15 protein-coding genes, 1 pseudogene and 1 riboswitch are annotated in these 17,165 nt (G+C 68.1%); of the genes and pseudogenes, 4 read left to right on the top strand and 12 right to left on the bottom strand.

Going from position 1 to position 17,165, the window contains the following annotated elements:
* A pseudogene (locus tag ACFU8Q_RS27025) lies at positions 1–200 on the top strand (hypothetical protein); the annotation flags it as partial.
* 109 nt (positions 201–309) lie between these two features.
* On the opposite strand, the gene ACFU8Q_RS27020 reads toward ACFU8Q_RS27025, so the two are convergent.
* Positions 310–1,815 (bottom strand): glutamate-cysteine ligase family protein, encoded by a 1,506-nt coding sequence (locus tag ACFU8Q_RS27020; RefSeq protein ID WP_384458320.1) that lies wholly within the window; start codon positions 1,813–1,815, stop codon positions 310–312.
* A 483-nt stretch (positions 1,816–2,298) separates the two neighbouring features.
* Here ACFU8Q_RS27020 and ACFU8Q_RS27015 point away from each other — a divergent pair, with 483 nt between their 5' ends.
* Positions 2,299–2,892 carry a hypothetical protein gene (locus ACFU8Q_RS27015; RefSeq protein ID WP_384458318.1) on the top strand — a complete coding sequence of 198 codons (594 nt, stop codon included), beginning with the start codon at positions 2,299–2,301 and terminating at the stop codon, positions 2,890–2,892.
* 321 nt (positions 2,893–3,213) lie between these two features.
* Entirely contained in the window at positions 3,214–3,420 is a 207-nt protein-coding gene (locus tag ACFU8Q_RS27010) for a DUF5999 family protein (protein ID WP_384458316.1), read from the top strand.
* Between the two features lie 87 nt (positions 3,421–3,507).
* Here ACFU8Q_RS27010 and gcvP read toward each other — a convergent pair whose 3' ends face one another.
* Positions 3,508–6,393: an aminomethyl-transferring glycine dehydrogenase gene (gene gcvP / locus ACFU8Q_RS27005; RefSeq protein WP_384458314.1), complete on the bottom strand. Its 2,886-nt coding sequence runs from the start codon at positions 6,391–6,393 to the stop codon at positions 3,508–3,510.
* 192 nt (positions 6,394–6,585) lie between these two features.
* A riboswitch (glycine riboswitch) is annotated at positions 6,586–6,682 on the bottom strand.
* Between the two features lie 113 nt (positions 6,683–6,795).
* Here gcvP and ACFU8Q_RS27000 point away from each other — a divergent pair.
* On the top strand, positions 6,796–7,164 hold the full coding sequence (locus ACFU8Q_RS27000) for a PRC-barrel domain-containing protein (RefSeq protein ID WP_327276384.1): 369 nt from the start codon (positions 6,796–6,798) through the stop codon (positions 7,162–7,164).
* Here ACFU8Q_RS27000 and ACFU8Q_RS26995 read toward each other — a convergent pair.
* The 10 genes from ACFU8Q_RS26995 to ACFU8Q_RS26950 form a co-directional block, all read right to left on the bottom strand.
* The gene (locus tag ACFU8Q_RS26995) at positions 7,089–8,543 is read right to left on the bottom strand and encodes a DNA polymerase IV (protein WP_384458312.1); all 1,455 of its coding nucleotides are present in this window, start codon (positions 8,541–8,543) and stop codon (positions 7,089–7,091) included. The two genes, ACFU8Q_RS27000 and ACFU8Q_RS26995, sit on opposite strands and share 76 nt — an antisense overlap.
* Before the next feature lie 57 nt (positions 8,544–8,600).
* Positions 8,601–9,218, bottom strand: a complete 618-nt coding sequence (locus ACFU8Q_RS26990; protein WP_384458310.1) for a MerR family transcriptional regulator — start codon at positions 9,216–9,218, stop codon at positions 8,601–8,603.
* A 168-nt stretch (positions 9,219–9,386) separates the two neighbouring features.
* Entirely contained in the window at positions 9,387–9,860 is a 474-nt protein-coding gene (locus ACFU8Q_RS26985; RefSeq protein ID WP_006123076.1) for a bifunctional nuclease family protein, read from the bottom strand.
* A 53-nt stretch (positions 9,861–9,913) separates the two neighbouring features.
* A complete protein-coding gene (locus ACFU8Q_RS26980) occupies positions 9,914–10,657 on the bottom strand; it encodes a MerR family transcriptional regulator (RefSeq protein ID WP_384458308.1) in 744 nt (247 codons plus the stop codon).
* A 17-nt stretch (positions 10,658–10,674) separates the two neighbouring features.
* Complete coding sequence (locus ACFU8Q_RS26975) at positions 10,675–11,463, bottom strand: FHA domain-containing protein (protein ID WP_384458306.1); 789 nt, start codon at positions 11,461–11,463, stop codon at positions 10,675–10,677.
* 190 nt (positions 11,464–11,653) lie between these two features.
* Positions 11,654–12,442 (bottom strand): DUF881 domain-containing protein, encoded by a 789-nt coding sequence (locus ACFU8Q_RS26970; protein ID WP_384458304.1) that lies wholly within the window; start codon positions 12,440–12,442, stop codon positions 11,654–11,656.
* Between the two features lie 5 nt (positions 12,443–12,447).
* Positions 12,448–12,780: a small basic family protein gene (locus tag ACFU8Q_RS26965; protein WP_003970459.1), complete on the bottom strand. Its 333-nt coding sequence runs from the start codon at positions 12,778–12,780 to the stop codon at positions 12,448–12,450.
* Positions 12,777–13,691, bottom strand: coding sequence for a DUF881 domain-containing protein (locus tag ACFU8Q_RS26960; protein WP_384458302.1), 915 nt, complete (start codon positions 13,689–13,691; stop codon positions 12,777–12,779). The genes ACFU8Q_RS26965 and ACFU8Q_RS26960 overlap by 4 nt, the downstream gene beginning before the upstream one ends.
* A gap of 98 nt (positions 13,692–13,789) precedes the next feature.
* Positions 13,790–16,285, bottom strand: a complete 2,496-nt coding sequence (locus ACFU8Q_RS26955) for a sugar phosphate nucleotidyltransferase (protein WP_384458300.1) — start codon at positions 16,283–16,285, stop codon at positions 13,790–13,792.
* A 113-nt stretch (positions 16,286–16,398) separates the two neighbouring features.
* Complete coding sequence (locus ACFU8Q_RS26950) at positions 16,399–17,007, bottom strand: CDP-alcohol phosphatidyltransferase family protein (protein WP_384458298.1); 609 nt, start codon at positions 17,005–17,007, stop codon at positions 16,399–16,401.
* Positions 17,008–17,165: the final 158 nt, after the last annotated feature.

The raw sequence follows: 17,165 nt of genomic DNA, 5'->3' as shown, positions 1-17,165 counted from the left end.
CGCGTTCCGCCCCCCGGGCGCGCCCGCCCGCCCCCCTCCCCTGGGGGGCGGGCCCCCCCCCCCCCCGCGACGAGGTGAACGAGATAGCGAAGGTGACCGGCGGCGGGGGCTACCAGGTCACCGACCCTGCGGATATCCAAGCCGTGATTCTGCAGGCCGTCATGACGGCTGGGCAGAGCAGCCACGCCGCCCAGGAGTAGCCCTCCGCGCGGACGGGAACAACGGCGGACGACGTATGCCGGGAGCGACGGCGGCCCGCCGACGCCCGCCACAACGACTGCCCGTCACGACGGCGCCCGCACGACGGGATCACGGCGCAGGGACACCCGTCGGCCAGCTGTGCACGGGCTCGCCGCTGTGCATCAGTTCGGCGTACCGGCGGGTGGTCGCGGCCAGTGCGGCATGCCGTTCGAGCCCGGTCTCCCGAGTCCGGTGGTAGGTGTCCACCTGCCAGGACGCCCCGTTCACCCGTAGCCTGCAGCGCTCCTCGATGACCCCGAGATAGCGGTCCCGGTCCGCGGGCTCGATGTTCCAGGCATCGAGCCCCGCGGCAGCCAGCGGCAGCAGTTCGTCCCGTACGAGCTCGACAGCCGGCACCCGTGTCAGGCCGCCCGACCGGCCCGGACGCGGCCAGATCAGCTCCGCGTCGATGCCGTGCCGGCACGCGGCGTCAAAATTCTCGGCCGCCGCTGCGAACGGCAGCCTGGTCCACACCGGACGGGACTCCTCGGCGAGCGCCCGCACGAGCCCGTAGTAGAGCGCGGCATTGGCTATCACATCGGTGATGGTGGGGCCGGCGGGCAGGACCCGGTTCTCCACCCGCAGATGGGGTACGCCGTCGGCCAGGCCGTACACGGGCCGGTTCCAGCGGTAGACCGTGCCGTTGTGGAGCACCAGCTCCTGCAACTGCGGCGCCCCGCCCCCGTCGAGCACCCGCAGCGGTTCCTCCTCGTCGCAGATCGGCAGAAGTGGGGGGAAGTAGCGCAGGTTCTCCTCGAAGAGCTCGTACGCCGAGCCGATCCACCGCTCGCCGAACCAGGTCCTGGGCCGCACCCCCTGGTTCCGGAGTTCGGGCGGTCTGGTGTCCGTGGCCTGCTGGAAGAGCGGCGGCCGCGACTCCCGCCACAGCTCCCTGCCGAACAGGAAGGGGGAGTTGGCGCCGAGGGCGATCTGGACCCCGGCGACGGCCTGCGCCGCGTTCCATACAGCCGCGAAGCGCCCCGGCGTCACCTGCAGATGCAGCTGAACCGACGTGCAGGCGGCCTCGGGGGTGATCGAGGAGGAGGTGCAGACCAATCGCTCCACGCCGTGTATATCGAGGGAGAAATCCTCTCCCCGCGCAGCCACCATTTGATCGTTCAGCAGTGTGTAGCGGTCCGCGTCCGAGAGGTTCGCCGCAGCGACGTCCGCATGCCCAAGGGTGGGCAGAATTCCGATCATCATGATCCCGGCATCGACCTCGCCTGCCTTCCGGTGAGCATATCCGAGGCCGGTCCTGAGCTCTTCGGCCAGCTGATCGAAAACGCGTCCGTCCAGGTGGTGCGGGACTATGTTCACTTCCAGATTGAACATCCCGAGTTCGGTCTGGAAATCACGGCTCGCGATGCGCGGGAGCACCTCCCCATTCATCATCTTCGGCAGACCGTCGGCGCCCGCCAGATTCAGTTCGATCTCCATGCCCATGAGGTTGCGGGGGCGGTCGAACCTCCGCTCCGCCAGGAGCCTCTCCAGTCCCTCCAGGCACTGGTGGAGCTTCCTCCGGTACCTGTGCGGATCGGACAGATCAAAGGCGCCCGCCACGACCTTCTCCCCCATCGAAGCGTCCCTCCCTCGAGTGGGCGGCCCGCGGCCCAGGCCGCTCGCGTCACGGTCGATAATGCCCAGGTCGGGTGATCCATAACGCCCCGCGATCGCCGCGCACCGAGTAATCTGAGGGCGGTCCTCCGGGGCACATTCCGTCGGCATGGCGCAGTTCGCAGTTTCCATCGCCGGGCGTGCGACGAAAACACCGACACGTTTCGGCCGACCGCGTCGAGGGAAAAATCCCTGGCGGTGACTGCGCCGCCGACGACGAATCAGCGTAATCTCCGCATAATAAAGTCTTGATACCGCCTTGTCGGCAATACCTGCGACGGCTAGTGGAATCACTGCTTGAACACGTGTCGTATAAACTTCGCGGACGAGGCAGAGAGTTGACGCACCGGCCCAGTCACCGGCCCCCTCTGGCCCCGCCCGCCGACAGCGCCGTCTGCACCCGCCCACGCATCACCGTGTCTCCGAAGTGAGAGGCGACCCACTATGCCGCTGCTTGTTCCCCCGGCCCCCGCGCCCGCTCTCCGCAGCGTTCTCGCGGCACTCGGTTCACCCACCGCAGTCCGCGAGGCCCGCACACCGGCTCTCCGATCCACCCAGGGGCCACTGAGCCCCGAACTCCCGCTCCCCGTCCATGTACTGGAGCGGATCGGTCCGAGCGGGCTCGCGCCCAGCACCCGGCTCGCCGCGTGGCGGTTCGTGATCCGCAGCTCGGAGCAGGCGGTCGCCGCGGCGGACACCATGCTCACTCCGGACGGCTGGACCTTCTCGCACTTCTTCGAGGGCCCGTACATCGCCTCGACCGAACTCGCCCTGCGCCAGGCCGAGACGGTGACACCGCATTACCAGCCACGGCTGCTGTCCATTCCTGAGCTCTACATGCTGGCGCTGTGGCTGCACGGCGACGCCGATGCAGACGCGGCCGGTGGCGCACTCGCCCCCGCTGATCTCCTGGTACCGCTGGCTCCCGCCCCGCCGGGAATCGCGGCCCACCGCCCGCACCGGGTCGCCGATCTGCTCCGCGTGATGACGCTGCGCATCACCCCGGGCCCCGGCCCCCTGCTCGGATCGCCGGCCTGACAGCGGCCGCACCTCACACCACAGCGCTGTGCCCCGCCACCGTCTCCGGTAGTGGGGCACAGCGCTGCGCGGCGCACATCCGGCCCATCCGGACTAGCCCGGTCCGGCCACCCCGAACCACCCGAAGTGACAGTGCAGTCGCGGTGAACCGTCCGGCCGGGTGACGCGTCCTCGGAGTAAGGAGAAGTGCTGCTGCGAAATCCCTGCGGATTGACGCCCGTGGGGCAACACTGGGACCGGACCGATCGATACGGGGGGGCGGCCATGAACACCTCGTCAAGCCGCAGGACATTCACTACAACGCAGCGAAAGAACCCAGCCATGTGCCAGCACCAGCCACCATGTCCGACCGCCGACTCAGCCGACCGGGAAGCCGCCCGTCTGACGGCACACCACCCGGAACAGGGCTGGAGCCTGCTGTGCAACGGCGTCCTGCTCTTCGAGGACACCGGTGAGCTGCTCCCGGACGGGCAGATCATCGCCCCGCACCGGCCCCTGGTGACCGGCCGGGTGATGAAGGCCGCCTGACCCCGGCCGGTACGAAGTGGGGCCGGCCCGGAGAGAACTCCGCACCGGCCCCGACGCATGCCCGCGTCACGCCCTGCCGCTCACGCCTCAGTTGTCGTATTCGTCCAGCGGAGGGCAGGAGCAGACGAGGTTACGGTCGCCGAAGGCGCCATCGATCCGGCGCACCGGCGGCCAGTACTTGTCGGCGGCCGAGACACCGGCCGGGAAGACCGCCACCTCACGGCTGTAGCCGTGCTTCCACTCCCCGCCCAGCATCGCCGCGGTGTGCGGAGCGTTGCTCAGCGGGTTGTCGTCCGCGCTCCACTCCCCGGAGGCCACCTTCTCGACCTCGCCGCGAATGGCGATCATCGTGTCGCAGAAGCGGTCGAGCTCCGCGAGGTTCTCGCTCTCGGTCGGCTCGATCATCAGCGTCCCGGCGACCGGGAACGACATGGTCGGCGAGTGGAAACCGTAGTCGATCAGGCGCTTGGCGATGTCGTCGACGGTGACGCCGGTGGCCTTGGAGATGGGCCGCAGATCCACGATGCACTCGTGTGCGACCAGCCCTGCCGGGCCGTTGTACAGGATCGGGTAGTGCGGTTCGAGGCGCTTGGCGATGTAGTTGGCGGCGAGTACGGCGACCTGCGTCGCCCGCTTCAGGCCTTCACCGCCCATCAGCCGTACGTACGCCCAGGAAATGGGGAGAATGCCGGCCGAACCCCACGGAGCGGCCGAGATCGGACCGACACCGGTCTCCGGGCCCGCTGCGGGCTGGAGCGGGTGGTTCGGCAGGTACGGCGCGAGGTGCGCGCGCACGCCGACCGGGCCGACGCCGGGGCCGCCGCCGCCGTGCGGGATGCAGAAGGTCTTGTGCAGGTTCAGGTGCGAGACGTCGCCGCCGAACCGGCCCGGCTTGGCGAGGCCGACCAGCGCGTTGAGGTTGGCGCCGTCGACGTACACCTGACCGCCGGCGTCGTGCACCTCGGCGCAGATGTCCGCGACGTGCTCCTCGAACACACCGTGCGTCGACGGGTACGTGATCATGAGCACGGCGAGCTCGTCACGGTGCGTCTCGATCTTGGCGCGGAGGTCCTCGATGTCGACCTCACCGTCGTCGGCGGTCTTCACCACGACGACCTTCATGCCGGCCATCACGGCGCTGGCGGCGTTGGTGCCGTGCGCGGAGGACGGGATGAGGCAGACGATCCGCTGGTCGTCGCCGTTGGCCCGGTGGTACGCCCGTACGGCCAGGAGGCCGGCGAACTCGCCCTGCGAGCCGGCGTTCGGCTGGATCGAGACGGCGTCGTAGCCGGTGACCTCCGCGAGGCGCTCCTCCAGCTCACGGATGAGGGTGAGGAAGCCCGACGCCTGCTCGGCCGGCGCAAAGGGGTGCAGCGCGCCGAACTCGGGCCAGGTGATCGGCTCCATCTCGGTGGTCGCGTTCAGCTTCATGGTGCAGGAGCCGAGCGGGATCATGCCGCGGTCCAGGGCGTAGTCCCGGTCGGCGAGCTTGCGCAGGTAGCGCAGCATCGCCGTCTCGGAACGGTGCTGGTGGAAGACCGGGTGGGTGAGAATCTCGTCGGTGCGCAGCAGGCCCTCGGGCAGCGCGTCGGCAGCTGCGGCGTCCAGCGCCTCGATGTCCCCGTCGGCGCCGAACGCGGCCCAGACCGCGGCAATCTGCGTACGGGTGGTGGTCTCGTCACAGGCGACGGAGACGAGGTCCGTGTCGACGGGCCGCAGGTTGACACCGCGCTCGCGGGCCTCGGCCACGACTTCAGCGGCCTTTCCGGGAACGCGCACGGTGAGGGTGTCGAAGTAGGAGCCGGTCACGACGTCGACGCCACTGGCACGCAGGCCCTCGGCCAGGATCGTCGCGTAGCGGTGGGTGCGAAGGGCGATCGTCCGCAGCCCGTCCGGACCGTGGTATACGGCGTACATCCCGGCCATGACGGCGAGCAGCACCTGAGCCGTGCAGATGTTGCTGGTGGCCTTCTCGCGGCGGATGTGCTGCTCGCGGGTCTGCAGCGCCAGCCGGTAGGCCTTGTTGCCGTCCGCGTCGACGGAGACGCCGACGAGGCGGCCGGGCAGGCTGCGGGCGAACTTCTCGCGTACGGCCATGAAGCCGGCGTGCGGTCCGCCGAAGCCCATCGGCACACCGAAACGCTGCGTGGTGCCGACCGCGATGTCCGCGCCCAGGTCGCCCGGTGAGGTGAGCAGGGTCAGGGCCAGCAGGTCGGCGGCGACCGTGACGATCGCACCCCGTTCGTGGGCCTGCTCGATCAACGGCTGGATGTTCCGCACCGCTCCGGAGGCGCCCGGGTACTGCACCAGCACACCGAAGACGCCGCGCTCGGCAATCTCTGCCGGGATACCGTCGGAGAGGTCGGCGACGACGACCTCGACACCGGAGGGCTCGGCGCGGGTCTCGATGACGGCGATCGTCTGCGGCAGGGCGTCGGCGTCGACCAGGAAGACGCCGTTCTTGACCTTGCCGACGCGCCGCGAGAGCGCCATGGCCTCGGCGGCCGCGGTGCCCTCGTCGAGCAGCGAGGCGCCGGAGGTGGGCAGCCCGGTCAGCTCGGCGACCATCGTCTGGAAGTTGAGGAGCGCCTCCAGGCGGCCCTGCGAGATCTCCGGCTGGTAGGGCGTGTAGGCCGTGTACCAGGCGGGGTTCTCCATGACGTTGCGCAGGATCACCGGCGGGGTGAAGGTGCCGTAGTAGCCGAGCCCGATCATCGGTGCCAGCACCTGGTTGCGGTCGGCCAGGGCGCGCAGCTCGGCGAGGACCTCGGCCTCGGTGCGGGCGGCCGGCAACCGGAGTGCCTCCGCGCTCTTGATGACATCGGGTACCGCGGCCGCGGTCAGCTCGTCCAGCGAGCCGTAACCGACCTGGGCGAGCATCTTCGACTGCGCCTCGTCATCGGGCCCGATGTGGCGCTGTTCGAACGGAATACCCTGCTCCAGCTGGGAGAGCGGAGTGCGACGGGGGGTCATGGTGGAGGCCTCCTGGTCTGTCACGACCTGCGAGGGGCACCACGGCGCGGGTGCCCGGACGGCCTCCCCCTCTGTCATCTCAACCTGAGAGCTTCACCGGCACGCCTTGTGGCGTACCGGCTTTCACCGTCGGTGAGGAAGGGAACCGACGGCGCTCGGCCGCACGGAACCCGCCCTGCTTTCCAGAGTGACCTCGTCCGTGCGGTACGGGGGCCTGAGAGATTCCGGGGAGGATTTGCTCCTTCGGCGCCTCCGGAGTCGCTCCGGAGGACTCTCCCGCACGGGGTCAGCAGCCATCACCAGCCTACCAGCGGGGTTCGTGGTGGAATTCTCGAGTGGCCAACCCCCCGGATCTGCACTTTTGTAGTGCTTGTGGAGTAGCCGCGACCAGCGGGAGGGACCGTGCAGACCGACATCGATCCGCGCAGCCTGATCGGCCGCAAGGCGTTCGACCGCAAGGGCACCAAGATCGGAACCGTGGACGAGGTGTACCTCGACGACGCGACCGGTGTTCCCGAGTGGGCAGCCGTACGTACCGGACTCTTCAGCCGGGACGCGTTCGTCCCGCTGGAACCCAGCGAGTTCGTTGAGGATTCGCTTCGCGTCCCCTTCGACCGGGCGCTGATCAAGGACGCACCCGACTTCGGCGTCGGTCGCCATCTCTCACCGGAACAAGAGCTCCAGCTCTACCGGCACTACGGTCTGGACTCCCCGCCCGAGGAGACCGGCCCGGACAGGGACTTCGGCAGACTGGCCGGCCAGGACGAGTAGTCCGCAGGGTTCCGCACCAGCGGCAGCGGATCGGCCGGTTGCAGCTGCGGGTCGTCGATCCGGAAGGTACGCACCCGGCCGGGCGCGGACTCCGGTTCCTCGAACCGCACCGTGACCCGGCCGACACCGCTGCCCTGCACCCAGCCATGGCCGTAGACGTCATGGCGCACGTCGTGTCCGGCGGGCCAGCGCCGGGCGGCGAGCTGTTCGGAGGTCTCGGGGGTCTCCTCCCCCGCACTGCCGACGGGCTCGTCCCCCTCGTCACCCGCTTCCTCCTCGGCCGCTTCCCCGGTCGCGGCCCGCTCGCCGGCGGCCTGCGCGAAGAGGTCCTCCTGCGTGTAGTCGGCAAGCCCCGTGACGCCCACCCCCAGGAGCCGAACGCCTCCCGTGGTGTCCACGGCCTCCAGGAGCCGCGCGGCAGCCTCACGGACCACCGTGGGGTCGTCCGTGGGCCCACGGAGCGTCTCGGACCTCGTGAGCGTGGAAAAGTCGTACCGGCGCACCTTCAGCACCACCGTCCGCCCGGACCGCCCCGTGCCCCGTAGCCGTTGGACACATCGGCCGGCCAGCCGCTCGACCTCCGTCCTGACCCGCACCCGATCGTGCAGGTCCGCGTCGAAGGTGTCCTCGACCGACACCGATTTGGCGTCCCGCTCCGCGACGACGGGCCGGTCGTCGTACCCGAATGCCATCCGGTGGAGCGAGCCGCCGTGCGCCTTTCCCAGCAGGCGTACGAGCTCCGCCTCACCTGCCTCGACCAGGTCGTTGACGGTCGTCATCCCTGCGCGGCGCAGATGGTCCGCCGTCGCGGGCCCGACGCCCGGGAGGATCCGTACCGGCATCGGTGCGAGCAGCTCCCGCTCCGTGCCCGGCTCGATGAGCACCAGCCCGTCCGGTTTGGCCTGCTCCGAAGCGATCTTGGCCAGCATCTTGGAGCCGGCGAGCCCGACCGAGCCGGTCAGCCCGGTGACCGCCTTGATGACCGTACGCAACTGCCCGCCGATCTCCAGCGCCGAAGCCGTGTCATCGGCCGCCCCACCGGCTTCCAGGTCCACGAAGGCCTCGTCCAGGCTGAGTGGTTCGACCAGCGGGGAGAGCCGCCCCAGCAACTCCATCACTTGGTCGCTGACCGTCCGGTAGAGCAGGAAGCGGGGCACCAGATAGGCCGCGTTGGGGGCCAGCCGCCGGGCCTGCGCCATGGGCATCGCCGAATGAACCCCGAAACGCCGCGCCTCGTACGACGCGGTGGCGACGACTCCGCGTGGCCCCAGCCCACCGACCACGACCGGTTTTCCGCGCAGGCTGGGCTTCGCCGCCTGCTCGGCGGAGGCGTAGAAGGCATCCATGTCGAGATGCAGGATGGTGGGCGCGGCTCTCACATCAATCGATGCTGCCCCATGGCACTGACAATCGCCGCGCCCGATTCCTCACTCCGGTCAGCCGGCGCGGTTGCGCCGCCGCGCGAGCTCATCGGTGGGGTTGTTCCCGACCAGTGTCTCGCCGGTGTCCACGCGTTCTCCGTGCAACTGCGACAGCGCGACGTCGACGTCCTGCCACACCACGCCCACGGCAATGCCGAAGACACCCTGGCCGCCCTGGAGCAGGTCGACGACCTCGTCGGGCGAGGAGCACTCGTAGACCGTCGCCCCGTCACTCATCAGCGTCATCCGCTCCAGATCCTGGAACCCGCGGGCCCGCAGATGCTGAACCGTGGTGCGGATGTTCTGCAGGGCGACGCCCGTGTCCAGGAAACGCTTGACGATCTTCAGCAGGACGACGTCCCGGAAGCTGTAGAGCCGCTGTGTGCCCGAGCCGTATGCCGGCCGGACACTCGGCTCGACCAGCCCCGTGCGCGCCCAGTAGTCGAGCTGCCGATAGGTGATCCCCGCAGCCGCACACGCTGTCGGCCCCCGATAGCCGATGTCGTTGGCCGATGCCACGCCGCCCCCCGCCACCGCCGCCGGTTGAACCGGTTGCCTGATGGTGTGGTCGGCTGTACTCCCCTGCTGCGGATACGGCCCACCCGCTGCCGTACCGTCGCCGCTGCTTCTCACGCCGACCTCCGTCCTTGACCTGCCATCTCGAAGGTAGGCAGTCACTCGGGGTGCGTCAACGATCGCCACACTCGGCACGCCGAGTGATAATCACCCTGAGGGTGGTTTCCCGTGACTCGTGAGCGGGAAAGGCTTGTCGAATGCGCTGACGGCGACCCCGTAGAACGGTCACTGACTGTTGGTGCCGAAGTCCTCCGGTGAAATCTGATCGAGGAACTCGCGGAACTTCTCCACCTCGTCCTCCTGTTCGTCGGGGATGGCGATGCCTGCGTCGTCGAGCACCCCGTCGCTGCCGTAGATCGGCGTTCCGGTGCGCAGCGCGAGCGCTATGGCGTCGGACGGCCGCGCGCTCACCTCGACCCCGCTGGCGAAGACCAGCTCCGCGTAGAAGACCCCTTCACGCAGGTCCGTGATGCGGACCTCGGTGAGCTCCTGGCCGACGGCCTCGAGCACATCCTTGAAGAGATCATGGGTCAGCGGCCTGGCCGGCGCCATGCCCTGCTGGGCAAAGGCGATCGCGGTCGCCTCACCAGGACCGATCCAAATGGGGAGGTACCGATCGCCTCCCACTTCACGCAGGAGCACGATCGGTTGGTTCGAGGGCATTTCCACCCGGACACCCACAACGTCGAGCTCGTTCACACAGCAACCCTAGGACGTGCTCGGCAGGTTTGGGTAGTCGGGCACCGACGAGATCAGTGGAACCGGACCTTCAGAGCGGTCTGCACAAGGGCCGAATGAAGCCGTACGGACAGCTCGGCGAGCTCCCTCGCGGTGGCCTCGGCATGCGCTCTGGTCTGCGGATTCCGGTGCCGCCGTAGGGGCGCGACCACCTGCTCGATGAGTCCCGCCTCGCGGTCGGCGGCTGCCCGGATGGCACGGAGGTGACGCGGTTCCAGACCGAACCGGCCCAGATCCGCCACAAGCCTGGCCACCGTAACCATCTCGGCGTCGTAGCCGCCCTCGCCGCTCGGAGCGACCAGGCCGTACGACTCCCACTCGTCCAGGTCACTCTCGGTGACCTCGGTCGCCGCGAGCAGCTCGGCACGGCCGATCCGGGCCGCGGTCGCCCTCCCGGGCTCCGCACCCCAGCCGCCGTCGGTCAGGTCTCTGGGGCCGCCCCCGGAGGGCAGGGCGGGCTGCTCGCCGCGGGCGAGGGCGTCCAGATGCTCGCGGATGACCTTCAGCGGGAGGTAGTGATCCCGCTGCATACGCAGCACTCGCGCGAGCCGCTCCACGTCGGCCGCCCGGAACTTGCGGTATCCGGAGGGGGTCCGCTGCGGCTCGACGAGCCCTTCGGCCTCCAGGAAGCGAATCTTGGAGATCGTCACTTCGGGAAACTCGTCCCGCAACTGCAGGAGCACCGTGCCGATGCTCATCGGGCGGTCGTCGGCGGTGGCGGTGCCGTGACCGGCACCGCCCGTCGGTGTTCTCAGCATGGACCTTCCCTGACGGGTCAGATGCCCCGCTGGCTCGCGTAGAAGACCAGCCGGTACTTGCCGATCTGCACTTCGTCGCCGTTGGACAGGGCGACGGAGTCGATGCGCTCGCGGTTGACGTAGGTGCCGTTGAGGCTGCCCACATCCCCGACCGTGAAGCTTCCGTCGGGGCTCCTGCGGAACTCCACGTGCCGCCTCGACACCGTCACGTCATCGAGGAAGATGTCGCTCTGCGGGTGGCGGCCGGCCGTGGTCAGCTCGCTGTCCAGCAGGAAGCGACTGCCGGAGTTCGGACCGCGCCGCACCACGAGCAGCGCCGACCCGAGCGGAAGGGCGTCGACGGCGGCCTGCGCCTCGGGCGAGAGGGACGGCACGGGCGTCTGCCCGGTGGCCTCCGCCTCGTACGCCTCGAGACCTGAGATGGAAATGGTCGAGGTCGTCTCCGAGGCACGCTCGGGAATTCCGCCCCTCAGCGGCGCACCGCAGTTGGAGCAGAAACGACTGGCCTCGGCGTTGCGGTGTCCGCACCTCGTACAGACCGGCATGGACGAACCCTCCTGCCTCGGAGTAAACCCTCCACCCGTACCTGAGGTTGACGGTTCTCCGAAACCTATGCGGCCGGCACCGGCAGGGTCAACAGACGACGCGCCGGAAGCGCCCGAATTGTCACTGCCCGAACCCGACACCTGATCGCGGAAGAGCGGGCGCTCCGAGCCCTGCTCATCTGCCTGGCCATGGCGCGGTGCGCGATGGCGGGCAGCCTCATCGCGAGCGCTCTTGCCGAACAACTTCCCAAACAACTTCACGGGCGATTCCCCTTGACCGAAATAGACCCGCCCGTGGGGCAGGACGAACCCTGAATGAACACACCTGCCGACCCGGACATCTTCACAACGTCCGTATCCACTCGACAGTTTCCACCACGCACCACCATTACGAAGCGGCGACCCCCCGCAACCGCCTGGCCGTATCCTTCGCCCCCTCGGTGCCGCGGCCTCACGGGGACGACGACCGAGCGTAGTCAGGCCGCTTTGCCGGTCGCAAGACATCCACGACGATGTCGTCGGCCTGCTCAACATGCACGGTGGCCTGCTCCTTCTCCAATGTCTGCACCACACCGCCGGGGATGTTCAGCGCCGGCTCCAGGTCCTGGGGCTTGCCGATCACCTTGAACACATACGGCGCGGTGATCTTACGGCCGTCAACCTTGACCTTGCCGCCGTCACCGGAAAAGTAGGTATTGGCCACCACTCTGACGCCGTTGACCTCGATCGCCTCGGCGCCCGCCGCACGCAACTCCTGGAGCGCGTCGAGCAGCATGTCCGCCTTGACTCCGTTTCCCGGGTCGTTGACGGTGAGGGTGATCCCGGGCCCGTGCGCGGCCACAGTGCCCGCGAGAACGCCGAGTTGCCGTTCCTTCTCCACCGTCTGCTTGCGCGCCTCCTCGGCCTGGTCGGAGCTGTTCTCCAGCTCCGTGCGCTGAGCGTCGAGACGCTGCTTCTCGTCCTCCAGACGCTGTGTACGGTCGTCCAGCTCGTCGAGAATGCGGACGAGGTCCTCCTGGCGGGCACCTCTCAGTGCGCTGTTGTCGCTGTTCGAACGGACCTGAATGGCCAGCCCAAGACCGAGGACGAAGAGCAGCAGCGCGACGATGAGTTGGGCCCGTGTCACCCGCGGCGGCCACAGCCCGGCGATGAGCCGCTGACGCCCGGTGAGTTCCTTGGCAGCGTCGGCCGGCTGCTCGCCGGGGTGCTCCTTGCCGCTGGAAAGTTCTTCGTTGCTCATCGGCCTCAGGCCCGGAAGACGTGCCGGCGGATGGCCGCGGCGTTGGAGAAGATCCGGATCCCGAGCACGACCACCACACCGGTGGAGAGCTGCGCGCCGACGCCCAGTTTGTCGCCCAGGAACACGATCAGTGCGGCCACCACAACATTCGACAGGAACGACACGACGAACACCTTGTCGACAAAGATTCCGTCGAGCATGGCCCGCAGACCACCGAAGACTGCGTCGAGAGCAGCCACCACAGCGATCGGAAGGTAGGGCTCGACCACCGCCGGCACCTCTGGCCGGACCAACAGTCCGACCACGACTCCCACGACGAGGCCCAGTACGGCGATCACGATGTGCCCTTCCCTGTCTCTGCCGCACCACTGCCTGTGTCTGCGGCCTTGTAAGGCTCTGCTGTTCGTACGATCAGGCTCGGCGCGACCGGGAGGCTCACCTTCTCCTGGACGGACATGCTCGTCCTGATGTCGAAGGTGTCCTTGAGTGCCTGCAGATACTGGCCGTCGGCACTGTCCTGGAATGCGCTGCTCAACGGCTTCCCGTCCCCCACCGCCAGCACCGTGTACGGCGGCACGAGCGGTCTGTTGTCGACCAGTATGGCGTCGCCGGCCGCACGGATCGCCGACAGGGCGGTCAGGCGCTGCCCATTGATCGCGATCGCTTCCGCACCGGATTGCCACAGGCCGTTGACGACCCGCTGCAGGTCCCGGTCTCGGACCCGCCCGGTGTCGGAGAACCCGCTGGTCTCCCTCGGCCCGCCACCGCCCTGGTCGGTGCCCTTGGCGTCGTCGACGACGAGTTTTACGCCGGGCCCCTCCACCGGTGTCGCTCCGGCGAGCAACGCCACCAGTTCCCCCTGGTCCCCGCCGTGCTTCTTCAACGCCTTGCGCTGTCGACTGCCCACATCGTCCCGGAGCTTGTCGACCTGCGCCTCGAGTCTGTCCGCCGCCGCCGTCTCCTCGCCGATACGGTCGATCAGTTCCTCGCGCTCCTTGGCAAGGACCGGCGCGGCGACGCGTGCCTGCGCGGCGCCGAGCGTGACAACAAGGGCAGCGAGCACCAGACAGGCGGCGAGGCCGAGTTTCGCCTTGAGTGTGCGGGGCAGTCCCGCGCTCCCGTCGGCCTCGCGACGTGCCGATGCCTCGGCGTACCCGTCGTCGAGACTGTGGTCCATCACATTGGTCAGCAGCGACATGGACGCGTCGGGGCGCGAGGCGGTACTCCGATCGGGGGGCTGCTGCGACATGCCGCACATCGTCGCACGTCGCCACGGCTACCGCCGAATGGCCCCACCCGTGTGCCCGGAGGCGTCGCTCGGTACCTCCAGGCACACCAGTGGAACCCTTAGTGACCTGCGCTGTCCACGACCGCTGCCCATTCGTCCAGCAACGCCTGCGCGGAGGCGTCGTCCGGGCCCTCGGCCCACAAATGGGTGACAGCCTCGGCCGGGTCCGGAAGCACCATCACCCACCGCCCGTCGGCCTCGACGACCCGCACGCCGTCAGTCGTGTCGACACTGCGGTCCCCGGCAGCCTCCACGACGCGGCGCATGACCATGCCTTTGACGGCCCAGGGTGTGGCCAGATCACGCCGCAGGACGTGGGCACGGGGAATACGGGCATCGATCTGGCTGAGGGTGAGCTGGGTCCTGGCGACGAGCCCGAGGAGCCTCACGAAAGCGGCGGAGCCGTCGAAGACGCTGCTGAATTCGGGAACGATGAAGCCGCCGCGGCCGTCTCCCCCGAAGATGGTGCCTTCCTCACGTCCCACACGCGTCAGATCGTCGGGCGATGTCGTCGTCCATTCGACCTGCGTGCCGTGGTACGCCGCGACCTGCTCGGCGACCCGCGTGGTGGTCACCGGCAGCGCCACCCGCCCGCTGCGCCGCTCGGCGGCCACGAGGTCGAGCATCACCAGGAGCGCCCGATCGTCCTCCACGATCCTGCCCCGTTCGTCGACCAGGGAGAGTCGCTCACCGACCGGGTCGAATCGCACGCCGAAAGCGGCCCGCGCCGAGGAGACGATCTCGCCCAGCCGCACCAGTCCGGACCGCCGGGTGCCAGCGGACTCGGTGGGCCGGGATTCGTCCAGGCCGGGATTGATGGTCAACGCGTCCACGCCGAGCCGTCCGAGCAGGCTGGGAAGGACGAGCCCGGCACTGCCGTTGGAGGCGTCGACGACAACTTTGAGAGCCGCGTCGGCGATCCCTGCGATGTCCACGTTCCGCAGCAGCGATCCGGTGTACGAGTCGAAGACGCTGGACGGGAAGTGCAGGTCCCCGATCTCCCCCGGGAAGGCCCGGCGGTACTCCTGACGTGCGTAGACCCGGTCCAGCTTCCGCTGGCGTGCCTGCGAGAGGTCCGCGCCCCGCTCGTCGAAGAACATGATGTCGACCGAGTCGGGCACCCCGGGGGACGTACGGATCATGATCCCGCCGGCACTGCCGCGCGCGGTCTGCTGGCGCGCGACGGGCATTGGTACGTTCTCCAGGTCCCGTACGTCGATGGCGCTGGCCTGAAGCGCGGAAATCACCGCTCTCTTCAGCGCACGGGCACCACGGGAGTGGTCACGTGCGGTGGTGACCGTCGAACCCTTCTTCAGAGTTGTGGCGTACGCTCCGGCGAGCCGGACCGCCAGCTCCGGCGTGATCTCGACGTTCAGAATCCCGGATACACCACGGGCCCCGAAGAGATGAGCCTGCCCCCGTGATTCCCAGATCACCGAGGTGTTGACAAAGGCACCGGCCTCGATCGTCTTGAACGGGTAGACCCGAACATTGCCCTGAACAATCGATTCCTCACCGACCAGACATTCGTCGCCGATGACCGCGCCGTCCTCGATGCGGGCAGCCCGCATGACGTCGGTGTTCTTACCGATGACGCAACCGCGCAGGTTGCTGTGCTGACCGATGTAGACGTTGTCGTGCACCACGGCCTTATGCAGAAAAGCGCCGCTTTTGACAACGACGTTGGACCCGATGACCGTGTGCTCGCGAATCTCCACGCCAGCTTCAACTTTTGCGTAGTCCCCGATGTACAAGGGGCCCCGCAGTACCGCGTCGGGATGCACTTCGGCGCCTTCCGCGACCCATACGCCCGGCGAGATCTCGAAGCCGTCGATCTCGACGTCTACCTTGCGCTCGAGAACGTCGGCCTGGGCCTTCACATAGCTCTCGTGGGTACCGACGTCCTCCCAGTAGCCCTCGGCGACATAGCCGTAGATGGGCTTGCCTTCCTTCATGAGCTGCGGGAAAACATCACCGGACCAGTCCACGGAGACGTCGGCCTCGACATAGTCGAAAACCTCGGGCTCCATGATGTAGATGCCTGTGTTGACGGTGTCCGAGAAGACCTGACCCCAGGTGGGCTTCTCCAGGAAACGTTCGACCTGGCCCGCCTCGTCGACGATGGTGATGCCGAACTCCAGCGGATTCGGCACACGGGTCAGGCACACCGTCACCAGCCCGCCCTTTTCCTTGTGGAAGGCGATGAGGTCGGTGAGATCGAAGTCGGTGAGTGCATCACCGGAAATCACGAGGAAGGTGTCATCCTTCAGCGCCTCCTCAGCGTTTTTTACGCTCCCCGCAGTGCCGAGCGGTTTCTCCTCGTTGGCGTAACTGAGCTCCATCCCGAGCTCTTCGCCGTCCCCGAAGTAGTTCTTCACCAACGAGGCGAGAAACTGGACCGTTACGACGGTCTCATTGAGCCCGTGCCGCTTGAGCAGCCGAAGCACATGCTCCATGATCGGCCGATTGGCGACGGGCAGAAGCGGCTTGGGCATGCTCGAGGTCATGGGGCGAAGACGAGTGCCTTCGCCGCCAGCCATCACGACGGCCTTCATGTCGGAAACGTCCTCCTTGAACAGACGACGGTTTGGCCGACTTCGCCCGTCGGGGCGCCATCCGAATCATCAGCGGCGGGCCGGCCACTCTGCGCGGCACCGCGTCAACGAGCTCAATCGGCTACTACATCCGCCTTGACGAGTCTGCGGACCTGAACCACGTAGAGGATCCCTGCCCACCAGTAGAGCGTTGTACCCCAACCTGCGAACGCCCATCCGAAAACAGCGGCCAGAGATGCAAGCCAACCACTTCCATCGCTGAGCAGCAACAAGGGGAACGCGTACATCAGGTTGAACGTGGCGGCCTTCCCCAGGAAGTTCACCTGAGGTGGCGGATAGCCATGACGGCGCAGGATTCCCACCATCACGAGGAGCATCAGTTCGCGGGCCAGAAGTGCCGCGGTGAGCCAGAGTGGCAGGATCTCCCGCCAGGTCAGGCCGACAAGGGTCGAAAGAATATAGAGGCGGTCTGCGGCCGGGTCCAGGAGCCGGCCGAGGCTGCTGATCTGGTTCCACCGGCGAGCGAGCTTACCGTCGAGGTAGTCGCTGACCCCGCTGAGCATCAGCACCAGCAGTGCCCAGCCGTCGCTCTTGGGCCCGCCGAACTCGGGGCGAAGAATCAGCCACAGGAAGAGCGGAACCCCGACAAGGCGAGCCATGCTGAGGATGTTGGGGATGGTGAGTACCCGGTCCGTCTGGACCCGAGTCTCCTGGACCTCCACCCGAGGGCCTCCTGTGTGAAGAACGTGCCAATGATGCCCCCTGACTTTACCCTCAGCCACCGCCGCTGGATGCACGGGGGTCGCAAAAACTCATGAACGCAGGAAAGCCCCGTGCCACAAGGGCACGGGGCTTTCCCGTAAAAGGAGTTCGGCGGCGT

The organism is Streptomyces sp. NPDC057543 (assembly GCF_042801895.1).
GTDB lineage: Bacteria > Actinomycetota > Actinomycetes > Streptomycetales > Streptomycetaceae > Streptomyces.
This window is presented reverse-complemented; position numbering and strand designations above follow the sequence as displayed.